The following is a 20,268-nucleotide window of genomic DNA, read 5'->3' on the forward strand; positions in this document are numbered from 1 at the left end:
GTCAGGCCATCCCCGGGTTGCCGGCTACGCCCTGCAGTTCGGGCAGGTTGAGCTTGATCGGCTTCACCGTCTTCACGTCCTTCAGGTAACGCGCCATCAAGTCCCAGATCGGTTCGCCGCCGGCGTTTCTCGCCTCTTCCGACACCGGCGCCCAGCCGGCGACGCGGTAGGTCTTCGCCGCCTCCAGCGGCTTGCCGTTGAGCGTCATGCCGCTGATGCGGCTGCCCATTTTCGCGGTCGGATCGCAGCGGTACTGCAGCCCGCCGACGCGCACCATGTCGCCGCCCTGCTGGTAGTACGGATCGGGGTTGAACAGGTTGTCGCAGACGTCTTCGAGCACGGTCTTGATGAACTCGCCGGTCATCGGCGTCAGCGTCGTGTACGGGTAGGTGATGGCGGTCTGGTCGAGCAGGTTCTCCATCGTGATGGCATCGCCCGGCAGCAGGCTGGTGCCCCAACGGAAACCCGGCGAGAACGCGATCTCGGCGTCCTTCATCTTCATCAGCCCGTCGAGGATGAGCTGGTCGAAGCTGCCGTTGAAGTTGCCGCGGCGATACAGCAGGCCCTCGGTCACCGCCAGCTTCTCGTTCAGCTTCGCCTCGTGCGGCGCGCGCATCTTCGTCACCAGCGCCGTCATGTCGGCGTCGGCCGGAATCAGGTTGGAGAACACCGGCAGCAGGTGGTAGCGGAAGTCGCTCACCATGCCGCCCTTGACGTCGAAATCCAGCACGCCGAGGAACTTGCCGTTGGAGCCGGCGTTGGTCACCAGCGTCTGGCCGCCGCCGTTCTTCACGACGACCGGTGCCGGCACGCCGTCGTGCGTGTGACCGCCCATGATGGCGTCGATGCCGCGCACGCGCGAAGCCATCTTGATGTCGACGTCCATGCCGTTGTGCGACAGCACGACCACCACCTGCGCGCCCTTCGCACGGGCGGCATCGACGTGTTCCTGCATCGACTCGTCGTTGATGCCGAAGCTCCATTCCGGCGTGAAGTAGCGCGGATTGGCGATCGGCGTGTAGGGGAAGGCCTGACCGACGATGGCCACCGGCACGCCATTGATCTGCCTGATCACGAAGGGCGGGAACACCTGGTCGCCGAAGTCGGTGGTCTTCACATTCTGCGCAACGAAGTCGATCTTGCCGGCGAAGTCGCCATCGACGATCTGCTTCACGCGCTCGGCGCCGTAGGTGAATTCCCAGTGGCCGGTCATCACGTCGACGCCGAGCAGCTTGCAGGCATCGACCATGTCCTGCCCCTTCGTCCACAGCGAAAGACCGGATCCCTGCCAGGTGTCGCCGCCGTCGAGCAGCAGCGCGCCGGGCCGGCTGGCCTTCATGCGCTTGACCAGCGTCGCAAGGTGAGCGAAGCCGCCGACCTTGCCGTAGGTCTTCGCCGCCTGCGCGAAGTCGAGGTAGGTGAAGGCGTGTGCCTGCGGCGTGCCCGGCGCGATGCCGAACTGCTTCAGCAATTTCTCGCCGACCAGATGCGGCGCGCGACCGGCCATGTCGCCGATGCCCAGATTCACGTCCGGCTCGCGGAAGTAGATCGGCATCAGTTGCGCATGACAGTCGGTCATATGCAGCAGGCTCACATTGCCGAAGCGCGGCAGTTCGTACATCTGCCCGGCCGCTGCCGCGGCGCGGGCAAAGTCGCTGTGCAAGGTCATTCCGCCGGCGCCGGCCAGCGCCAGCAGCTGCAGGAACTCGCGGCGGTGCATGCTCATCGGTGCATCACTCCGCGTTGACCGGCGACTTCGGGTCGAGCAGCAGGGCCACGATGTGGCGGATCTGCTGCTCGTCGAGGATGGCGTGCGCACCGAAGCGCGGCATGTTGGTACACGCGGTGTAGGCGTTCGGGTTCCAGATCTTGCCCCACACGTACTTCTGCGTCGCCTCGGTGTTGCCGTGCAGCTTGCCGTACTGGTAGAGGCTGGGGCCGATGGTGCCGAAGGAAATTTCCTTCTTCGTGATGCGGTGGCAGTTGTAGCAGTTGCCGCCGTTGGGATCGCCCGCCTTGTCGCTCCAGGTCAGGCCGCGACCGCTCTGCGCGATCTTCTCGCCTTCCTTCCAGTCGCCGAGATAGTTGCCGTCGGACGGCCACTTGATGGCGGCCATCGCACTTTCCTGGATGCGGTCGCGCAGATCGTCGTCGATCGCATGGCCGTGCTTGGAGCAGGCCGCCATCACTTCGTCCTGCTGCAGGCGGTCGGTCTTGACGATGCCCTGTTCGCGGAACGAACGTGCCATCACTTCCGCGGTGTCGCGGTCATATGCCGCCTGCTGTTCGGCACTCGGGCGACCGCCGGCACAGCCGGCGACGGTGGCGAGGGTGGCCAGTGCGAGTGCGGTATTGCGCAAGGTGCTGTTCATGTGTCGTCTCCTCAGCGCTTGATCGCGGGCGCGGTGCTCTCGCCGGCACCGTTGGCGGTCACACCCAGATAGGTCGACAGCGCGATGGTCACGTCCGACCCGTAGAGCGGATAGGGGAAGCGCTGCTGGCGGAAGCAGTCGTTGAGCCGGCGCTGCATGCTCCACAGTTCGCCGCTGGACACGCGGTAGGCCGGCCACGCGCCGAAGCCGCGCGCGGCGTCCGGGCCCTTGGTCAGGTTGGGCAGATCCTGCAGGCGGATGCGCTTGCCGTCCTCGCCATGACAGGTGACGCAACCGAAATCGTGCGTGCCGCCACGGTAGTTGAATGCGCGCTTGCCGATCTCGTACATGCGCTTCTCTTCCGGATGCGACGTGGGCACGTTGAACTTCATGCCGCGCGACTCGGCGGAAATCCACGCCACCAGCGCCTCGATGCTCTTCTGCTCGCCCTTGCCGAAGGGCGTCTTCGCGACCTCGTCCGCAGGAATGCCCTGCAGCGTTTCCATGCAGGTGAGCAGGCGGGATTCGAGGTCCTGCACCCGCTTGGTGTCGGCGAAGTAGCGCGGCAGCGTGACGAAGGCGCCCTTCACCACGCCCGGGCCCTGGCCCAGGTCGCACTTCTCCAGCGAGGCGTTCTTCGGACCGCGCGCGGTGCGCCACAGCTCCTCGCCCTGCATCTCCCACAGTTCGGCGGGGTTGCCGTCAGCCAGTGCCTCGCGGTACTTGGCAATGCCTTCGGCGGTGGCGTCAGCGCCTGCCGGCATCGCCGGCAGCATCAGCGCCAGAGCCGATGCGGCAACGCATGCGGCGTATCGGGTGCCTTTCATATCTCTTCCTCCAGTCCTGCGTGTAATGACTCGACTGTGTGCGGGACTGACCTTCGTGAGGTCGTCCTGTCTCTTTGGTGGAGTGCGCCGGCGCTGCACGCCGGTCGGGGCGTCAGGACACGACGACTTCGTCGGTGCGCTTCTCGCCCTTGTTGTCCACCCAGCTCACGCTCACCTTGTCGCCCTTGGCCCCGCCCTTGAACTTGAACTGCAGGTAGGGGTTCTTCGAGACCGCCGGGCCGAACTGACCGGCCAGCACGACGCGGCCATTGTGGGTGGCGGTGATTTCGGTGATGTGGTGCGCCGGAATCAGGGCACCAGACGCGTCCTTGCGCTGGCCGGTCTCCATGTCGTGGCTCATCAGGATCTTCACTTCGGTTTCGGTGCCATTGCTGGCGGCGCGGATGCGCATCGGACCTGCTGCCATGTCTTGCTCCTTGAATGTACGGGTGTCGGGGAAGTGCGGGGCTCAGCCGCCGCAACCACCCAGCGTCACCTTGATTTCCTTGGTGGTCATGTAGAAGCTGCCGCCGGCCTTGACCAGCGCGAACACGTTCGAGGTCTGACCCATCTTGACGCGCGTGCTGACGTCGGCGGCCGTGCCCTCGGGGAGCGTGAAGCTGGCAGCCAGCATGCTCGGGTTCTTCTCGATCAGGATGGCGATGAACTCGGTGCCCGGCAGCGTGCTCTTGACGGCGACCGGCACGACGGCGCCGTTCTCGGCGATGTCGGGCGCATTGATCTGCACGTCCTTCGAGTCGGCCGGTTTGCCTGCGCCGAGCGCCTTGAGCGCGTCGTCCATCGTCTTGGCGTCGAATGCCGCCTTGTCCCATGCTGCCTGCGCCACTTCCGGCGTGATCAGGCCCGCGGCAACCAGCACGCCGAACAGGCCCAGTGCGCCCCCGGACTTCAGGGCTTCTCTTCGCTGCGAGTTCATCTACTTCCTCCTCAGTTTTCGGGCGAACCCGACAAGATCCATTTCACCAACGCGCTGACGTCGGCATCGCTGACCTGCGATTGCGGCGGCATCGGGACGTCGCCCCAGGCGCCGCTGCCGCCATTCCTGATGCGGGCGGCGAGACCGGATTCTGCACCCTTGTCGTCCTTGTAGCGCTGCGCAACGTCGCGGAAGGCTGGGCCGAGTATCTTGCTGCCGACACCGTGGCAGCCGCTGCAGCCGTGCTTCTTCATCAGCTCGAGCGCCGGATGCGGCTTGGCGGCGGGCGCTGCAGCAGCGCCAGTCTTCTGGCCGCGCACCGGGCCGACCACACGGTTCTGCTCGGCCAGATTGCCGTGCGCATCGCGGGCGTAGTCGGGCAGGCTGGAACCCAGAGTGATCTGCGTCTTGCAGTTCTTCATGCAGGCGACGTTCTTCACGTCCGGCTTGCCTTTGACGTCCCACAGCCCGTGCTTCGTCGTCATGCCGTTGCGGTTGGGCATGCGCTTCTGTACTTCGGCGATGTTCTTGTCCGACAGCACATAATCGGCCGGCACGATCTCACCCAGATTCAGGATGTAGGCAAGCACGGCGTAGGTGTCATCGGCGCTGAGCGACTTCGGTGCATTCCACGGCATCGCACGGTGAATGTAATCCCACAGCGTGGATACGGTGGCCACTTTCATCAGCGTCGTGCGCTGCGGCGCGTCACCGCGGATATAGGCGCCGACGCGGCCCTTCTCGATGTCTTCCTTCGTCGTACCGCCGACGATGGGCGTGAACACCTCGTTGCTCTCGCCGAAGGTACCGTGACAGGAGGCGCACTTGCTCTCCCACACCTCCATGCCACGATCGACCGAGCCGGAACCGGGCGGCAGACCGGTGAAGTCGGGGCGTACGTCGATATCCCAGGCCTTCACCTCGGCCGGCGTAGCGCTGCGACCGATGCCTTCGTACTTGCCGGCGGCAAGGGTGGCGCCCGCGCTCAATGCGAGTGCGGCAGCGAGGGCGAGTTCAGTAAACCTGGACATTGCTCACGTCTCCGCTTTCCGCCAGCTTCCACGACTGGATGGCGTTGTTGTGATAGATCGAGCGCGTGCCGCGCACCTCGCGCAGTTGCGCGTAGTTCGGCTGCACATAGCCGGTGTCGTCCATCGCGCGCGACTGCAGGATGGCCGGACTGCCGTCCCACACCCAGTCGATGTTGAAGCGGGTGAGCGCCTTCGACAGCACCGGTGTTTCCAGCCGGGCGGTGCGCCAGTTGCGGCCGCCGTCGGTCGATACATCCACCCGCTTGATCTTGCCGCGGCCCGACCAGGCGAGGCCGGAGATGTTGTGGAAGCCGCGGTCGAGCAGGGTCTGCCCGCCCGACGGCGTGGTGATGACCGACTTGCACTCCTGGATCGACGTGTACTGGCGGTGGGTGCCATCCGGCAGCAGGTCGATGTAGTGGATGGCTTCGTCCTTCGCCGCCCACGGCTTGTCGCCCACTTCGATGCGGCGCAGCCACTTCACCCAGGACACGCCCTGAATGCCCGGCACCACCAGGCGCAGCGGGTAGCCGTTCTCCGGACGCAGCATTTCGCCGTTCTGACCCCAGGCGACGAGCACATCGTCGAGCGCGCGGTCGAGCGGGATGGTGCGCGTCATGCTCGAACCGTCGGCGCCTTCGGCCAGCACGAACTTCGCACGCTTCATGTCGATGCCGCAGTCGTCGAGCAGCACCGACAGCGGCACACCGGTGAATTCCGAACAGGACAGCATGCCGTGCGTGTACTGCACGGTGGGCACCGCAACATTGCCCCATTCCATGCCGGTATTGGCACCGCACTCGATGAAGTGGATGCGCGACACCGAGGGCAGACGCATCAGGTCGTCCATCGTGTAGACGCGGGCTTCCTTCACCAGACCATTCACCATCAGGCGGTGACGGGCCGGGTCGATGTCGTGCCAGCCCTGGTGATGGCGTTCGAAGTGCAGGCCGGACGGCGTGATGATGCCGAACAGGCCCTGCAGCGGCGCGAACGACACCGAGGCGGCGGCGACCCGGGTCAGGCCCGGGCTCTCGCGGCGCTTCAACCCGGATTCATACTGCGACGGTGTGCCGTAAGGCCGCTCGGCCACCGGGCGGCCCAGCGTGGTGCTGTGCTCGGGTAGCGTCAGGATGGCCGGGTCGCCCTCGGCGGCGCGCGCGACACCGGTGCCGGCCGCCACCGCAGTCGCGGCGACGAACGCGTTGCGCAGGAAATCGCGCCGACCGGCGGCGACCTCGCCTATCTGTTCAGGTGTAAGAAAGCCTTCGGGTGCGCGACGGATGCGCCCCGGACGGACGGGTGGCTGGGACATGTCTTCTCCGTGACTATTCGGACGCGATTTCGAGCGCGCGGCCGACCTTCTTCAGCGAGGCCTTGCTGGGTTTGCTGGGCAGATTGAGCGCGCTGCCCGACGCGATCTGAATGCAGACGGTGCGGCAGATCGACGGGAAGTTGGGGTCGATCAGCTTGTAGAAGACCATGCTGCCGTCCTTGCGGCGGCCGACGATGCCGGCGCGGTACAGCATGTTGAGATGGCGGGACGTGTTGGTCTGGCTCAGACCGGACTGGCTGACGACGTCGGCGACAGAGCGCTCGCCATCGCACAGGCAGTGCAGGATTTTCAGCCTTGCCGGCTCGGCCAGCAGTCCGAAGTAATCGGCCACCGACTCGAATACCTTGTCCAGCTCCGGATCGTGTTCCATCGCTGCTCCTCATATCGTTTGAATTGAGCATATGCGCGATTGCGCATATCTGCAAGAAAAAATTTATCGATCTTTTGACTTGAGGGTGCGCGTTTTTTTGTCTAGCGTGTCGATAGTCCGCAACGAGCGCCTGCGCCAGAACGGACGCAATGGAACCCCAGTGCAGATACCGAGGAGGAAAAGAATCTTGAACAAGACATTGCCAGGGCTGACTCTGGCACTGCTGTCGCTGAGCGCGACGGCGGTGTACGCGGCGGATCCGAATCTCGGCCGCAATCTTGCGGCAACCTGTGCCAACTGCCACGGCACCGACGGCAACAGCGTCGGTGGCATGGAAGTGCTGGCGGGCATGCCCAAGGGCAAGATGCTCAATTCGCTGAAGGCTTTCCGCAACGGCGAGAAGCCGGCAACCATCATGCACCAGATCTCGAAGGGCTATACCGAGGCTCAGCTCGAACTGATCGCAGACTATTTCTCGTCGCGCACGCCGACCGGAGGTGGCAAATGAGCATCGGACGTCGCGGTTTCATACAGGGCACGCTGGGCGTGTCGGCCATGGCGGCGCTCTACGGTTGCGCCGGTGCCGGCAAGGGCAAGGGTCACGTGGTGGTGGTCGGTGGCGGCTACGGCGGCGCCACTGCAGCCAAGTACATTTCGATGTGGAGCAATGGCGGCATCCGCGTGACGCTGGTCGAGCGCAACGCCGCCTTCGTTTCGTGCCCGATCTCCAATCTGGTGCTGGCTGGCGAGAAGCAGCTGTCGGACATCACGGTGGGCTACGAAGGTCTGGCCAAGTACGGCATCAAGGTGGTGCAGGACGAAGTGACCGCGGTCGATGCCGACAAGCGCGTGGTCAAGCTCGCCAAGGGCGGCGACCTCGCTTACGACAGGCTGGTGCTGTCGCCGGGCGTGGACTTCATGTACGACGGGCTCCCCGGGCTGCAGTCGGCCGCAGCGCAGCAGGCCATCCTGCACGCCTGGAAGGCCGGTCCGCAGACGGTGGCGCTGCGCAAGCAGCTCGAAGCGATGCCGGATGGTGGCGTGTTCGCGATGACCATTCCGAAGGCGCCCTATCGCTGCCCGCCCGGACCGTACGAGCGAGCCTGCATGGTGGCGCACTACTTCAAGACGAAGAAGCCGAAGTCCAAGGTGCTGGTGCTCGATGCCAACGAGGAGATCGTGTCGAAGAAGGGCCTGTTCCTGAAGGCCTGGGCCGACAACTACAAGGACATCATCGAGTACCGCCCGCAGAGCGAGCTGCGCGACGTCGATGCCGGCAACCGTACGGCCATCCTCGAGTTCGATCAGGTGAAGGCGGACGTGCTCAACGTGGTGCCGCCGCAGCGCGCCGGCGACATCGCCGCGAAATCGGGGCTGAAGCTGATCAACAACCGCTGGGTGGACATCAACTGGCTGACGATGGAATCGACCAGCACGCCGAACATCCACGTGCTCGGCGACGCCATCTTCCCGGCGCCGACCATGCCGAAGTCGGGCCATATGGCGAACCAGCACGCGAAGCTGGCTGCCGCCGCCATCGTGAACCTGATGGCCGGTCAGCCGCCGTCGGACTCGCCACTGGTGATGAACACCTGCTACAGCTTCGTCGATGCGACCAACGTCGTACACGTGGCGTCGGTGCACGCCTACGACCCGGCCACCAAGCAGGTGCAGCCGGTCAAGGGCGCCGGCGGCCTGTCCGCGGGCCCGACCGAGATGGAAGGCAAGTTCGCGCTGGCCTGGGCGAAGAACATCTGGGCCGACATGCTGGTCTGATTGCGCCGTCTTTTCCGCCCAGGGCGGCTCTCCGACAAGGGGAGCCGCCCTTTTTTCATGTCTGCGCGTCGGCCCCGACCCCGCTATTGACCGGGTAGAAACCCTCGATACCGGCCGTGCTCGTCCGGATTTTCCCCGCCCTCCTCGCCGCGTAGAACTGTCGCTGTCATGCGATGCGCCCGCAACGGTGCACGCACGACGGACAACAAGGCAGTCATGCCCACAACAAGGACAAGGAGGAAGAAGGATGAGCCGTGTACTCAAGCGGACGGTGACGGTATTCGCACTTGCGCTGCCGGTGGCGGTGCAGGCGGCGGCAGGTGACTGGGAGCTCAGTCTGGGACTGATGTCGGTCAACGCGGACATGGATTCACCGGTGCTGGGCGTCGACGCATCGGACCGGGTGACGCCGGTGATCAACGCAAGCTATTTCCTGACCCGTCAGATCGCGCTGAATACCGCGGCCGGCATTGCGCGTCACCGCTTCAGCCTCGGCGGTGCCACGCTGGGCCGGGCTTCGATGGCGCCGCTGAACCTGGTGGCGCAATGGCATTTCCTGCCTGAAGGGCGCTTCCGTCCCTATGTCGGCGTCGGCGTCCACCACACGCTGTTCTTCGACCAGGAAGGACCGGTCTTCGACCAGCTCGCCCGCTTCAAGTCCGATACCGGTCTCGTGCTGCAGGCAGGTGTCAGCTGGTCGGTGTCGGAGCGCTGGTTCATCAACCTGGACTACAAGAAGTTCTACCTCGAGACCGACGTGCGCTTCTCCGGAGCGCCCGCCCGTGTGGAACGCATCGGTCTGGATCCCGACGTGTTCAGCCTTGCATTCGGCATGCGCTTCTGAGCGGCGACGGTGGCCATGCAGGATGACCCTCCAGTGCCTGGTGGCGTGGCCGTCGTCGTCGATGCGCGCGGCAGCCATTGCCCGGGCGCGCTGATGGAACTGATCGTGGCGCTCAAGCACGCGCGGCGCGGAGAGTTCCTGCTGGTGCTGGCAGACGACCCCGGTTCGGCTCGGGAGATTCCCGAGTGGCTGGCCAAGGTGGGTCAGCGTCACGTGTCCACCCGCAGCGAGCAGGGGGTTCTGCACATCATGGTCGAGAAGACGCGTGGCTAGGCCCATGCCGGAGGAGCGGACATCATGCGCATCATGATCGTCGGCGCCGGTATCGGTGGCACGATACTGGCCAACAGGCTGGCAAGGCTGCTGGCGCCGGAGCTGCAGCGCGGCGAGGTGGATGTGGTGGTGCTCTCCGCGTCTCCAAGACATCTCTACCAGCCCGGCCTGCTGCATCTCGCACTCGGACAGACCACGGTGGATGCCTTGTATCGCGACCAGCGCACGCTGCTCGATCCGCGCATCGCGCTGCTGATCGACGAAGTGGTCGCCTTTGCGCCGGACTCGAAGCAGGTGCGCGGAGCCAGCGGCAATGCCTACAGCTATGACTGGCTGGTCATCGCCACCGGCTCGCGGGTGACGCCGGAAGAGGTGCCGGGCCTGGCCGAAAATGCGCACGGCTTCTACACCGAGGCGGCGGCACTCAGGCTGGCACAGGCACTGCAGGCGTTCGACGGTGGCCGCGTCGTCGTCACCACCGGCGTCCCACACAAGTGCCCGATGGCACCGCTGGAACTGACCTTCCTGCTGCAGGACCTGTTCGTGCGCCGGGGTATCGCGCCGCGGGTCGATCTGCTCTACACCTATCCGATCGGCCGCCTGCATTCGATCGAGGCGGTGGCCGAGTGGGCGCGCATCGAGTTCGCCCGCCGCGGCATACGCAGCGCGACCTACTTCAACATCGCAGCGGTCGATGGTGCCACGCGCACGGTGCACAGCGAGGAGGGGCTGAGCGTCGATTACGATCTGCTGATCGCCATTCCGCCGCACCGTGGCGCGGATGCGATCGAACGCAGCGGTCTGGGGCCGCGCGGCTGGGTGCCGACGCATCGACGGCTGCTCACCATGCAGGGGCGCGACGACGTGTTCGTGCTCGGCGACACCACCAATCTGCCGGTGAGCAAGGCGGGTTCGACGGCCCGTTTCCAGGCCGAGGTGATCGCCGCGAACCTGGCCTCCCGCGTACGCGGCGGCGGCGACACCCATGGCTATGACGGCAAGGTGTTGTGCTTCATCGAAACCAGCCGTGACCGCGCCACCTACGCCGCCTTCAACTACGCCGAACCGCCGCGCCCGCACGCGCCCAGCCGCGCGATGCACATGGCGAAGACCTTCTATCACCGTCTCTACTGGTCGTCGCTGAGAGGTTTTCCGTGACGGCCCGCGCAGAGGACTGGCGTGCGCTGGAGGACTGGTGCGAACGCGCCGGACTGACCGAGGCGCCGTGCGTGCTGGCGGATATGGCGCGGAGCGGCGCGCTCGACCGCCTGGCCGCCGACGCGATCCGCGCCTGGAAACTGCATGAGGCCCGGCGCAGCGGTGACGGCGCGCCGGCCGCAGCGGAGACGGACGGTCTGCAGCGGGTGTTCGAACTGATTGAGGATGGCTTTACCCCCGACATGGTGTCCGACGCTGCGGATCTCGCCGGCGGTGCGCTGCGCCTGCTGCGTCTGCTGAACAGTCCGGGCGTGGCCCGTCTGCTCGATCGTCTTGAGCGCGCGGCATCGCGCGACGACGGGCTGGAGCGCTCTGCGCTGCTGACGCTGCTCCAGGCCCTGAACGACGGGTCGGCGCGCGCCGCCGGCACTGCGTCCTCCGGTGGAGCGGCTTCGCTGTTCCGGCTGCTGATGCGACCGGACACTCAGGATGCGCTGCACTGGCTGGCCGCGGTGGCGCGCGGTGCGCGCGGCGGCTGAACTCAGCGCCCGCCGAGACCGAGCGCGGCTTCGGCGTAAGACCGGAACTGCGCCAGCGCCCGCGCGATCGCGACGGCGGGGTCGCGGACGCGGCCCATGACCAGCGCGCCCTCGATCACCACGAGCAGGTGCTCGGCCAGATCTTCGGCACGCACCGGAGGTGGCGTGTCCAGCAGCGCGATGATCTGCGCGAACTGCGCGCGGGCGCCCTCCATCCAGCGTTCCAGCGCGGCGGCGCAGGCCCGCCGCAGCGGAGAGGACGGATCAGACGACTCGTAGGCGAGGATGGCGAACAGGCAGCCTTCGCGAAAGCGCGCGTCTTCGCCGTACATGTCGCCGAGCAGGTCGAGGTAGGCGTGCAGCTGGCTGCGTGCGCTGCGCTTGCGCAGCGGCAGATGGGCCTGCATGCGCAGCCGACCCTCCTGTTCGAAATGGTCGAGCAGGGCCAGGCCGAACCCTTCCTTGTCGCTGAAGTGATGGAAGAAGGCGCCCTTCGTCATCTGCGACAGCGTGCAGATCTCATCCACCGACGTCGCCGAGAAGCCCTTGCGCATGACAAGGTCGCGAGCAGTGTCGAGCAGTTCGTTCTTGCGGGAAGGGCGGCTCATGCTGGCGGCGCGGACGGAGTGGACAACCGCTTTCTAGCACGAGGCGCGACTGCGTGGCGGGGTCGGTCGCACGACAGATGCCGCGGTGAAAACAGGGGCGTGCGCCATCGGAGGCGATATGGCGCACGCGCCGCGGAAGTTTCCCCTTCTTCCCGGTCGAGATGCGACACCACGCGGGGGCTGCGCGGTGCGCGATGCGGTGCGGTCGACCGGCAGGTGCGGGCACGCACCGGAGCCGCGACTCTTGTGCCCACGACCGGCGCGGAGGGCCGGGCGCTCGGTCGCGGGATGTCGCCACTATGGCCGAGCGGCACGGGAGGCGGAAATCCGGTCGATTCCCTGTTCCGCCAAGGGGTTTCCCGCGCGGCCGTGCGGCATGCTCGTGCCGGTGCCGATCCAGCCGGAGTCCGGCGACTGGATGCACAGCGACTGCTTCACCAGTTCGGTCAGCGAGCGCGCAGCCATCTTTTCCATCACGTGCGCGCGGTGCGCCTCCACCGTCTTGCTCGACAGGCCGAGCACCTGCGCGATCACCTTGTTCGGCCGGCCCTCGACCACCAGATCCATCACCTCGCGCTCGCGTGGCGTCAGGCTGGCGTAGCGGTCGAGCAGCGCTGCGCGGGCGCTGCGGCAACGGCGCGTTTCACTGTTGAGCCCGATCGCCTGCTGTACGCGGTCGAGCAGGGTCTGGTCGTCGAAGGGCTTCTCCAGGAAGTCGAAAGCGCCGGCCTTGATCGCCTTCACCGCGTTGGCCACGCCACCGTGACCGGTGATGAAGATGACCGGCAGTCCGACATCGCGATCGCGCAGCCGCTGCTGCAGCTCGAGGCCACTCATGCCAGGCATGCGTACATCGAGCACCAGACAGCCCCACGGATCGGCGTCCATCGCGGCGATGAAGTCGAGCGCGTTGCGGTAGGTCCGGACGCGGAGCCCGATGGACTCCAGCAACCAGGACAGCGACGACGACACCGCGTCGTCGTCGTCAACCACGTAGACCGTCGGTTCCGTTCCGTCCATGCAGTGTCTCCCCCGTTTGCAGCGTGAACCGGAAGGTCGCGCCGTCGTTGTCGTTCTTTGCGAGCCAGAGTTGTCCGCCGTGTGCTTCGATGATGGAGCGGCTGATCGGCAGACCCATGCCCATGCCTTCGTCCTTGCTGGTGAAGAAGGGCTGGAAGATGCGCGACGGGTCGGCGCCGTCGATGCCGGGCCCGGAGTCGGCGATGTCCACGAAGGCGTAGCCGTCGTGTCCGTGCCCGGTGGATACGCGGATCTCACGGCAAGGGGATGCGGCGGTCGTCATCGCCTCGATCGCGTTGCGCATCAGGTTCAGCAGCACCTGCTCCACCTCGATGCGCGATCCGCGCGCCGGCGGCAGGTCGGCGGCCGGCGAGAACAGGATGCTCACGCCGTGCGCGCGCGCTTCCGAGCCGATCAGCGCGCTGGTGGCCTGCACGATGTCGTTGAGGTCGAGCGCAGTGAGCGCCGGTTCACGCTTGCCGAGGAAGGTGCGCAGATTGCGGATGATGCCGGCGGCACGCTCCGCCTGCGTGCACACGTGTTCGAGCGATTCGAGCACCTCCGGTGCGGCGGCGGCCTGAGCGCGCAGGCGGCGCAGCGACCCGCGCGTGTAATTGACGATGGCCGCCAGCGGCTGGTTCAGCTCGTGCGCGAGATTGGTCGCCATCTCGCCCATGGTGCAGGTGCGCACCACGTGGGCGAGCGCGGACAGGTGCTGCCGGTCCTGTTCCTCGGCGGCGCGCCTTTCGGTCATGTCGCGGGTGACGCCGAGCAGCGCGATGATGTCGCCATGTTCGTCGCGCAGCGGTGCCGCACTGGTTTCCATCCAGCGCAGACGCCCCTGCAGGCTGGTCAGGCGGAATTCCAGTCGCCCGCTCTCGCCGCGGAACACCCGCTCGGTCAGTTCGATATAGGGCTGGCGATGCTCTTCGGCGATGAAGGAGAAGATGGAGCGACCGATCACCTGATCGGTCGAACACGCATCCATCATGGCGAGGCCGGCCGGGTTCATTTCCAGCACGCTGCCGTCACAGGTATGCAGCTTCACGCATTCCGGCTCGGATTCGAGCAGCAGACGCAGCCGCTGCTCGCTCGACGTCAGGCGCGCCTCGGCCTCGCCGTGCGCGGTCACCAGCGCATCGCGCTCCAATTGCAGCGTGCGTATCGTCTGCGCCGCCTCCGCCAGTCGCTGCCGGTGCGTGCGCAGCGCCCATATCGATGAGCTCGCCATCGCGAGCATGGCGAGCAGACCGATGCCGGCCAGCGCATTCATGCCTGATGTGCCCTGCGTTCGACGCCGGCTAAGGGAAATCCCTCGGCTGCGCCGGAGTTCGTCCGGATGGTGGCGCTGCCGTGCCGGCGGTAGCGTTGAGGCCGTTCCGGAGCACAGAACCGGGCCGGCGGGCCGGAAGGCATGTCGGAACGATGAGCGGCAGTCTTCACGATGGCTGATCCAGTGCTCCGGGCTGCTGCGTTGCAGCGACAAGAATGGCGGCGCCAATGCCTCCGCGTTACGACTATAAACATACCAAACGGTACGTCAACAGGTTTGCATGCGCAGCCTGGAGACGGTGTCGGACCGCACCTGGTGCGGCCGGCACGACCGACAACCAGAGGAAGGAAACCCTGATGAGCAAGCTGAAAGTCACTGCCCTTGCATTCGCCCTGATTGCTTCGTTCGGCGGCACGCTGCCGGTACAGGCCGACGAAACCTGCAATTCGCCCTACACGACGAAGCTGATCAAGGGGCAGGAGGATTTCGTCCACGTGTGGACGCTGGGCGTGAAGGGCATGGGTGACGAGTCGGACAAGCTGGTCACCGTGGACGTGAATCCGAAATCGAAGGACTACGGCAAGGTGGTCCATTCGGTCACCGTCGGCGGCCGCGGCGAGGCGCACCACACCGGCTTCACCGACGACCGCCGATTCCTGTGGGCAGGCCGGCTCGACGACAACCGCATCTTCGTGTTCGACATCTCCAGCGATCCCGCGAAGCCGAAGCTGGTGCACACCATTTCCGACTTCACGCAGAAGACCGGCTATGTCGGCCCGCACACCTTCTACGCACTGCCCGGCCGGATGATGGTGCAGGCCCTGTCCAACGAGAAAGATCACGGTGGCCGCACCGGGCTGGTCGTCTACAACAACAAGGGCGAGTTCGTCGAGAAGTACGACATGCCGACCGGCAGGCACGGCGACGTGATGGCCGACGGCTACGGCTACGACATCGGCATCAATCCGCAGAAGAATGCGCTGCTCACGTCCAGCTTCACCGGCTGGAACAACTACATGATGGATTTCGGCAAGATGGTGAAGGACGCCGACGCGATGAAGCACTTCGGCAACACCATGGTCATGTGGGACCTGAAGTCGATGAAGCCGCAGAAGGTGATGAACGTGCCCGGCGCACCGCTGGAAATCCGCTGGTCGCTGAAGAACGGCGACAACTGGGCCTACACGGCCACCGCGCTCACTTCGAAACTGGTGCTGATCAAGCAGGACGCGAAGGGCGAGTGGCAGGCGAAGGAGGTCGGTACCGTGGGTGACCCGTCCAAGGTTCCGCTGCCGGTCGACATTTCGATCACCGCCGACGCGAAGGGGCTGTGGGTGAACACCTTCCTCGACGGCACCGCGCGCTACTTCGACATTTCCGATCCGGAGGCGCCGAAGGAGGTCTACCAGAAGGTGATCGGTTCGCAGGTCAACATGGTGAGCCAGAGCTGGGACGGCAAGCGGGTCTACTTCACCACCAGCCTGCTCGGCAACTGGGACAAGAAGGGCGGCGACGACCAGCAGTTCCTGAAGCTGTTCCACTGGGACGGCAAGGCGCTCAGCGAGAAGTTCTCGATCGACTTCTATGCGCTCAAGCTGGGTCGTGCGCATCACATGAAGTTCTCGGCGAAGCCGGTGAACACCGCCGGGCTGAAGGAGCGCGTCGCCGAACTTGCCTCGAACCGCTGAGTCGAGGCGAACACATGCCGATCTTCCGCCGCGTCCGCACGGCGGCGACGGCGCTGGTGCTGGGCGCCCTGCTGGCCGATGGCTCGCAGGGCGCATCCAACGCCGAACTCGCGCCCAGTACGCCGCATCAGGATTTCGTCGCGCCCGCCGCGGGCAGCTACCGCTTGCCGCCGATACAGCGCTCGCCCAACGGGCGGGTGGTGGACATCGACGGTCGTACCTACGGGCTCGCCCGCTATACGCGGGAGCGCATCACGCTGCTGTCCTTCATGTACACCTACTGCGTGGACCCGGTGGGCTGTCCGCTTGCCTACGCGACGCTGACGCAGTTGCGCGAGCGCCTGCTGCGCCGCCCCGACATGGCGCGCCAGGTCAGGCTGGTCAGCCTGTCCTTCGATCCGTCGCACGACGATGCCGCATCGATGCGCATGTACGCCGGCGCGCTGGCCGATCCGAAGAGCCCGGTGCGCTGGCACTTCCTCACCACGCGCTCAGTCGCCGATCTGAAACCCATGCTCGACGACCTCGGTCAGGACGTGTCGGTCGAACTGGACACCCGGGGGCGGCCGACGCGGGTGCTCAACCACATGCTCAAGCTCTTTCTGATCGATCGCGACGGACGTGTCCGCGAGATCTACACCACCGCCTTCCTGATGCCTGAGGTCATGTTCAATGACATCGAAACACTCCTCCTCGAAACGCCGCGTGCGCCCTGAACACGCGCTTGCGCTGGCGCTCGCGCTGAGCGGCTGCGCCGGCGAGGTGGCGCATGATGCGGCCACGGCGGCCGTCAGTGTGCCGCTGGGCCTGCCCGTCATGCCGCACCCGCCGGACAACCCGCCGACGGCAGCGCGCATCGAACTGGGGCGCAAGCTCTTCTTCGACCGCCGGCTGTCGTTCAACGGCACCATGTCCTGCGGCATGTGCCACGTGCCCGACCACGGCTTCACCGCCAACGAGCTGCGCATGGCGATCGGCAACGAGGGCGCCACAGTCAGGCGCAACGCTCCGACCGTGCTCAACGTGGGCTATCACCCGCGCCTGTTCCACGACGGCCGCGAGGGCGAACTGGAAGCCCAGGTGTGGGGGCCTTTCCTGGCGCACAACGAAATGGCCAACCCCTCGATCGGCCACGTGCTCGACAAGCTGCGCGCGCTTCCCGACTACCGCGGCGCGTTCGAACGCGCCTTCGGCGGCCGCAGACCGACCGTCGAGACGGTGGGCCAGGCGCTGGCGAGCTACCAGCGTTCGCTGGTGTCGGCCAATTCGCGCTTCGACCGCTATCGCTACGGCGGCGACACAACGGCGCTGACCGCGCAGGAGCAACAGGGGCTGGCGGTGTTCGCCGGCAAGGGACGCTGCACCACCTGTCACACGATGGGCGAGCAATCTGCGCTGTTCTCCGATTTCCGCTACCACAACACCGGCATCGGCTGGTTGCGCGGACTGCCGCAGCCGCTGGTCGAGGTCCAGCTGATTCCCGGCCTGCGCACGACGATGACTGCCGAGCGCATCGATTCGATCGGCGAGAAGGTACCGAACGACGTCGGCCGCTTCGAGATCACGCTCGACCCGGACGACCGCTGGGCCTACAAGACACCGATGCTGCGGAACGTGGCGCTGACCGCGCCCTATATGCACGACGGCTCGCTATCGACGCTCGAAGCGGTGGTGGACTTCTATGACCGCGGCGGCGGCGGCGCGCCGGACCAGAGTCCGCTGATCGCGCCGCTGCATCTGGGCGACGACGAGAAAGCCGCGCTGGTCGCCTTCCTGAAGACGCTGACCGGCGAACACCAGCGCTGGGTCGACGAAGGCCTGCGCCAATCGACCTTCATGACCACGCTGAACCCGATCACCGCCTCCGGCCCCGCACCGACGGCTCCGCACGGGCGCTGAGCCGGGCCCTGCCCCGCGCGGTCCGGCGGGACAGGCAGCGCGTGCTTTTCGGCGCCGAACTTGCAACAATTGCGTCCTTTTGCGGCGCCTTCCGGGGCCGCGCACGCAATCGAGGGCACGCAGATGAGCATCAAGTCCGACCGCTGGATACGCCGCATGGCGCAGGAGCACCACATGATCGACCCGTTCGAGCCGGGTCAGGTGCGCCACATCGACGGCCGGCGCATCGTGTCCTACGGCACCTCGAGCTATGGCTACGACGTGCGCTGCGCGTCCGAATTCAAGGTGTTCACCAATATCAACTCGACCATCGTCGACCCGAAGACCTTCGACCCGAACTCCTTCGTCGAGATGGACGCCGAGTCCTGCATCATCCCGCCGAATTCGTTCGCGCTGGCGCGCACGGTCGAGTACTTCCGCATTCCGCGCAACGTGCTGGTGGTCTGCTTGGGCAAGAGCACCTATGCGCGCTGCGGCATCATCGTGAACGTGACGCCGCTGGAGCCGGAATGGGAAGGCCACGTGACGCTGGAGTTCTCCAACACGACGCCGTTGCCGGCGCGCATCTACGCCAACGAAGGCGTCGCGCAGATGCTGTTCTTCGAATCCGACGAGCCGTGCGAAACCTCGTACAAGGACCGCGGCGGCAAGTACCAGGGCCAGACCGGCGTGACGCTGCCGAAGATCTGACTGTTAAGGATTGTCTCGATCGGCCGCGCCCGCGGTCTGCAAAAATCGGTCAAGTCCTGCGCTTTCAAGGGCTTGTGTGCATAGCAGCAAAGAGCGTCCGCGAGGGGCCGGCGAAAGCGTGACTTTATGAACGGTCGTGCACCGCGCCCCTGCCTACACTCCGCCTCACTTTCAGATTTCAGGCGGAGATTCACATGTTCAAGAGCATTTTCGTGGCGTCGGGCATCGCGCTGGCGTCCTTCGGCGCAGCCGCGGTCGAGTCGAACCAGATCGACGGGCTCTACAACACCGGCGCCGGCCTCGCCTCCGGCAAGATCGACACGCATTACAGCTTCGAAGCGATCAGCGGCACCGCTGTCGGCACCGACGGCCACGGCCTCACCACCCGCCAGACCGGCCTCAATTCGATGTTCTACGCCTGGCTGGACAACACCGCCGACTCGAAATGGCTGACGCCGACGGCGAATGCGCGTGAAAGCTACGACCCGACCGAGCCGGGCCTGTACAAGTGGTCCATCTCCTTCGACCTGACCGGCCTCGACCTCACCTCCGCCTGGATCACCGGCCGCTGGGCTGCCGACAACAACGGCTACATCCAGCTGAACGGTACGACGATTTCGAGCGGTTCGGCGCTGGACTCCTGGACCTCGTTCTCGGCCACCGCCGGCTTCCTGAACGGTGTGAACACGCTGGACTTCTTCGTCACCAATGTCGCGCAGAAGGTCGGCAACGCCACCGGCGTGCGCGTCGAGTTCCTCGACAGCTACGCGGTCGCGGCAGTGCCGGAACCCGAGTCGTGGGCGCTCATCGTCGCCGGTCTGGCGGTGGTCGGCGCGATCGCGCGTCGCCGCATCGGCTGAGCGCCTCTTACACCCTGTTTCACCCTGCGGGGCCGCCTTGTGCGGCCCCGATTGTTTTGCCATCTCGAACTGTTACCATCGCGCGCTTCAAGCCTGCAGTCCTGCTGCAGTCCGGGGGCGCCGAGTCGGGTGCCCTCTTTTACTTTGAAGGTTGGGTGCCATGCGCTTCGAGTTTCCGATCATCATCATCGACGAGGATTTCCGCTCGGAAAACGCCTCCGGTCTGGGCATACGCGCACTGGCCGAAGCGATCGAGAAGGAAGGTCCGGGCGTGCTGGGCGTCACCAGCTACGGTGATCTGACCTCGTTCGCACAACAGCAGAGCCGGGCCTCGACCTTCATCCTGTCGATCGACGACGAGGAATTCGGCAGCGGCAGCGAAGCCGAGATCGAGGCGGTGCTGACCAATCTGCGCGATTTCGTCGCCGAGATACGCCGTCGCAACGCCGACATCCCGATCTTCCTGTACGGCGAGACGCGCACCACGCGCCACATCCCGAACGACATCCTGCGCGAGCTGCACGGCTTCATCCACATGTTCGAGGACACGCCGGAATTCGTCGCCCGCTACATCGTGCGCGAGGCGCGCGCCTACCTCGATTCGCTGCCGCCGCCCTTCTTCCGCGCGCTCACCCACTACGCGCAGGACGGCTCATATTCCTGGCACTGCCCCGGCCACTCCGGCGGCGTGGCCTTCCTGAAGAGCCCGGTCGGCCAGATGTTCCACCAGTTCTTCGGCGAGAACATGCTGCGCGCCGACGTCTGCA

At 65.9% G+C, this 20,268-nt stretch carries 23 protein-coding genes; 12 read left to right on the forward strand and 11 right to left on the reverse strand.

Translation table 11 applies throughout. The features are described from left to right. Position 1 precedes the first annotated feature (1 nt). The 8 genes from soxB to IV112_RS15275 form a co-directional block, all read right to left on the reverse strand. The gene (soxB, locus tag IV112_RS15240) at positions 2-1,726 is read right to left on the reverse strand and encodes a thiosulfohydrolase SoxB (protein WP_304004701.1); all 1,725 of its coding nucleotides are present in this window, start codon (positions 1,724-1,726) and stop codon (positions 2-4) included. A gap of 7 nt (positions 1,727-1,733) precedes the next feature. After that, positions 1,734-2,372 (reverse strand): sulfur oxidation c-type cytochrome SoxX, encoded by a 639-nt coding sequence (soxX, locus tag IV112_RS15245; protein WP_304004704.1) that lies wholly within the window; start codon positions 2,370-2,372, stop codon positions 1,734-1,736. Positions 2,373-2,383: 11 nt separating this feature from the next. Next, the gene (gene soxA, locus IV112_RS15250) at positions 2,384-3,199 is read right to left on the reverse strand and encodes a sulfur oxidation c-type cytochrome SoxA (protein ID WP_304004707.1); all 816 of its coding nucleotides are present in this window, start codon (positions 3,197-3,199) and stop codon (positions 2,384-2,386) included. A gap of 112 nt (positions 3,200-3,311) precedes the next feature. Continuing rightward, the gene (gene soxZ, locus IV112_RS15255; RefSeq protein WP_020162952.1) at positions 3,312-3,626 is read right to left on the reverse strand and encodes a thiosulfate oxidation carrier complex protein SoxZ; all 315 of its coding nucleotides are present in this window, start codon (positions 3,624-3,626) and stop codon (positions 3,312-3,314) included. Between the two features lie 42 nt (positions 3,627-3,668). Beyond that, on the reverse strand, positions 3,669-4,136 hold the full coding sequence (gene soxY, locus IV112_RS15260; protein WP_020162951.1) for a thiosulfate oxidation carrier protein SoxY: 468 nt from the start codon (positions 4,134-4,136) through the stop codon (positions 3,669-3,671). A gap of 11 nt (positions 4,137-4,147) precedes the next feature. Then, positions 4,148-5,167, reverse strand: coding sequence for a c-type cytochrome (locus IV112_RS15265; protein ID WP_304004712.1), 1,020 nt, complete (start codon positions 5,165-5,167; stop codon positions 4,148-4,150). Beyond that, positions 5,151-6,482: a sulfite dehydrogenase gene (soxC, locus tag IV112_RS15270; RefSeq protein ID WP_020162949.1), complete on the reverse strand. Its 1,332-nt coding sequence runs from the start codon at positions 6,480-6,482 to the stop codon at positions 5,151-5,153. The genes IV112_RS15265 and soxC overlap by 17 nt, the downstream gene beginning before the upstream one ends. 13 nt (positions 6,483-6,495) lie before the next feature. Continuing rightward, the gene (locus IV112_RS15275) at positions 6,496-6,873 is read right to left on the reverse strand and encodes an ArsR/SmtB family transcription factor (RefSeq protein ID WP_019915880.1); all 378 of its coding nucleotides are present in this window, start codon (positions 6,871-6,873) and stop codon (positions 6,496-6,498) included. A 187-nt stretch (positions 6,874-7,060) separates the two neighbouring features. On the opposite strand from IV112_RS15275, the gene IV112_RS15280 reads away from it, so the two are divergent. The 6 genes from IV112_RS15280 (at position 7,061) to IV112_RS15305 (ending at position 11,463) form a co-directional block, all read left to right on the forward strand. After that, positions 7,061-7,381 (forward strand): c-type cytochrome, encoded by a 321-nt coding sequence (locus tag IV112_RS15280; protein ID WP_020162948.1) that lies wholly within the window; start codon positions 7,061-7,063, stop codon positions 7,379-7,381. After that, the gene (locus tag IV112_RS15285) at positions 7,378-8,649 is read left to right on the forward strand and encodes an NAD(P)/FAD-dependent oxidoreductase (protein ID WP_020162947.1); all 1,272 of its coding nucleotides are present in this window, start codon (positions 7,378-7,380) and stop codon (positions 8,647-8,649) included. The genes IV112_RS15280 and IV112_RS15285 overlap by 4 nt, the downstream gene beginning before the upstream one ends. A gap of 247 nt (positions 8,650-8,896) precedes the next feature. Then, the gene (locus IV112_RS15290; protein ID WP_020162946.1) at positions 8,897-9,493 is read left to right on the forward strand and encodes an OmpW/AlkL family protein; all 597 of its coding nucleotides are present in this window, start codon (positions 8,897-8,899) and stop codon (positions 9,491-9,493) included. 15 nt (positions 9,494-9,508) lie between these two features. Continuing rightward, complete coding sequence (locus IV112_RS15295; protein ID WP_304004723.1) at positions 9,509-9,766, forward strand: sulfurtransferase TusA family protein; 258 nt, start codon at positions 9,509-9,511, stop codon at positions 9,764-9,766. Between the two features lie 24 nt (positions 9,767-9,790). Then, positions 9,791-10,924: an NAD(P)/FAD-dependent oxidoreductase gene (locus tag IV112_RS15300; RefSeq protein WP_304004725.1), complete on the forward strand. Its 1,134-nt coding sequence runs from the start codon at positions 9,791-9,793 to the stop codon at positions 10,922-10,924. Then, positions 10,921-11,463 carry a hypothetical protein gene (locus IV112_RS15305; protein ID WP_304004727.1) on the forward strand — a complete coding sequence of 181 codons (543 nt, stop codon included), beginning with the start codon at positions 10,921-10,923 and terminating at the stop codon, positions 11,461-11,463. Before IV112_RS15300 ends, IV112_RS15305 begins: the two co-directional genes overlap by 4 nt. A gap of 2 nt (positions 11,464-11,465) precedes the next feature. Here IV112_RS15305 and IV112_RS15310 read toward each other — a convergent pair whose 3' ends face one another. From IV112_RS15310 to IV112_RS15320, 3 genes are all read right to left on the reverse strand, one after another. Then, positions 11,466-12,071 (reverse strand): TetR/AcrR family transcriptional regulator, encoded by a 606-nt coding sequence (locus IV112_RS15310; protein WP_304004730.1) that lies wholly within the window; start codon positions 12,069-12,071, stop codon positions 11,466-11,468. 297 nt (positions 12,072-12,368) lie between these two features. Next, on the reverse strand, positions 12,369-13,091 hold the full coding sequence (locus tag IV112_RS15315) for a response regulator transcription factor (protein ID WP_029143466.1): 723 nt from the start codon (positions 13,089-13,091) through the stop codon (positions 12,369-12,371). After that, on the reverse strand, positions 13,057-14,364 hold the full coding sequence (locus tag IV112_RS15320) for a two-component system sensor histidine kinase NtrB (RefSeq protein ID WP_304004735.1): 1,308 nt from the start codon (positions 14,362-14,364) through the stop codon (positions 13,057-13,059). Before IV112_RS15320 ends, IV112_RS15315 begins: the two co-directional genes overlap by 35 nt. Positions 14,365-14,720: 356 nt before the next feature. Here IV112_RS15320 and IV112_RS15325 point away from each other — a divergent pair, with 356 nt between their 5' ends. The 6 genes from IV112_RS15325 to IV112_RS15350 all read left to right on the forward strand — a co-directional run. Beyond that, positions 14,721-16,052, forward strand: coding sequence for a selenium-binding protein SBP56-related protein (locus IV112_RS15325; protein WP_304004738.1), 1,332 nt, complete (start codon positions 14,721-14,723; stop codon positions 16,050-16,052). Between the two features lie 14 nt (positions 16,053-16,066). Next, positions 16,067-16,768, forward strand: a complete 702-nt coding sequence (locus tag IV112_RS15330) for an SCO family protein (RefSeq protein ID WP_304004740.1) — start codon at positions 16,067-16,069, stop codon at positions 16,766-16,768. Continuing rightward, positions 16,758-17,951: a cytochrome-c peroxidase gene (locus tag IV112_RS15335; protein ID WP_304004743.1), complete on the forward strand. Its 1,194-nt coding sequence runs from the start codon at positions 16,758-16,760 to the stop codon at positions 17,949-17,951. Before IV112_RS15330 ends, IV112_RS15335 begins: the two co-directional genes overlap by 11 nt. Positions 17,952-18,074: 123 nt before the next feature. Continuing rightward, positions 18,075-18,641: a dCTP deaminase gene (gene dcd, locus IV112_RS15340; RefSeq protein ID WP_019915891.1), complete on the forward strand. Its 567-nt coding sequence runs from the start codon at positions 18,075-18,077 to the stop codon at positions 18,639-18,641. A 194-nt stretch (positions 18,642-18,835) separates the two neighbouring features. Further along, positions 18,836-19,501 carry a PEP-CTERM sorting domain-containing protein gene (locus IV112_RS15345; RefSeq protein ID WP_304004747.1) on the forward strand — a complete coding sequence of 222 codons (666 nt, stop codon included), beginning with the start codon at positions 18,836-18,838 and terminating at the stop codon, positions 19,499-19,501. A gap of 160 nt (positions 19,502-19,661) precedes the next feature. Further along, positions 19,662-20,268 (forward strand): Orn/Lys/Arg decarboxylase N-terminal domain-containing protein (locus tag IV112_RS15350; protein ID WP_304004751.1); only part of this gene is annotated, 607 nt, incomplete at its 3' end.

The organism is Methyloversatilis discipulorum, from assembly GCF_018780585.1.
In the GTDB taxonomy this organism is placed as follows: domain Bacteria; phylum Pseudomonadota; class Gammaproteobacteria; order Burkholderiales; family Rhodocyclaceae; genus Methyloversatilis; species Methyloversatilis discipulorum_B.

Excerpts from the sequence above, each read along its gene's own strand:
- soxZ (WP_020162952.1), bottom strand. The coding sequence starts at position 3,626 with ATGGCAGCAGGTCCGATGCGCATCCGCGCCGCCAGCAATGGCACCGAA.
- soxA (WP_304004707.1), bottom strand. The coding sequence starts at position 3,199 with ATGAAAGGCACCCGATACGCCGCATGCGTTGCCGCATCGGCTCTGGCG.
- IV112_RS15345 (WP_304004747.1), top strand. The coding sequence starts at position 18,836 with ATGTTCAAGAGCATTTTCGTGGCGTCGGGCATCGCGCTGGCGTCCTTC.
- soxY (WP_020162951.1), bottom strand. The coding sequence starts at position 4,136 with ATGAACTCGCAGCGAAGAGAAGCCCTGAAGTCCGGGGGCGCACTGGGC.
- soxC (WP_020162949.1), bottom strand. The coding sequence starts at position 6,482 with ATGTCCCAGCCACCCGTCCGTCCGGGGCGCATCCGTCGCGCACCCGAA.
- IV112_RS15275 (WP_019915880.1), bottom strand. The coding sequence starts at position 6,873 with ATGGAACACGATCCGGAGCTGGACAAGGTATTCGAGTCGGTGGCCGAT.
- IV112_RS15295 (WP_304004723.1), top strand. The coding sequence starts at position 9,509 with ATGCAGGATGACCCTCCAGTGCCTGGTGGCGTGGCCGTCGTCGTCGAT.
- IV112_RS15310 (WP_304004730.1), bottom strand. The coding sequence starts at position 12,071 with ATGAGCCGCCCTTCCCGCAAGAACGAACTGCTCGACACTGCTCGCGAC.
- IV112_RS15285 (WP_020162947.1), top strand. The coding sequence starts at position 7,378 with ATGAGCATCGGACGTCGCGGTTTCATACAGGGCACGCTGGGCGTGTCG.
- IV112_RS15325 (WP_304004738.1), top strand. The coding sequence starts at position 14,721 with ATGAGCAAGCTGAAAGTCACTGCCCTTGCATTCGCCCTGATTGCTTCG.
- IV112_RS15265 (WP_304004712.1), bottom strand. The coding sequence starts at position 5,167 with ATGTCCAGGTTTACTGAACTCGCCCTCGCTGCCGCACTCGCATTGAGC.
- IV112_RS15320 (WP_304004735.1), bottom strand. The coding sequence starts at position 14,364 with ATGAATGCGCTGGCCGGCATCGGTCTGCTCGCCATGCTCGCGATGGCG.
- soxB (WP_304004701.1), bottom strand. The coding sequence starts at position 1,726 with ATGAGCATGCACCGCCGCGAGTTCCTGCAGCTGCTGGCGCTGGCCGGC.
- IV112_RS15315 (WP_029143466.1), bottom strand. The coding sequence starts at position 13,091 with ATGGACGGAACGGAACCGACGGTCTACGTGGTTGACGACGACGACGCG.
- IV112_RS15300 (WP_304004725.1), top strand. The coding sequence starts at position 9,791 with ATGCGCATCATGATCGTCGGCGCCGGTATCGGTGGCACGATACTGGCC.
- IV112_RS15330 (WP_304004740.1), top strand. The coding sequence starts at position 16,067 with ATGCCGATCTTCCGCCGCGTCCGCACGGCGGCGACGGCGCTGGTGCTG.
- IV112_RS15290 (WP_020162946.1), top strand. The coding sequence starts at position 8,897 with ATGAGCCGTGTACTCAAGCGGACGGTGACGGTATTCGCACTTGCGCTG.
- dcd (WP_019915891.1), top strand. The coding sequence starts at position 18,075 with ATGAGCATCAAGTCCGACCGCTGGATACGCCGCATGGCGCAGGAGCAC.
- soxX (WP_304004704.1), bottom strand. The coding sequence starts at position 2,372 with ATGAACAGCACCTTGCGCAATACCGCACTCGCACTGGCCACCCTCGCC.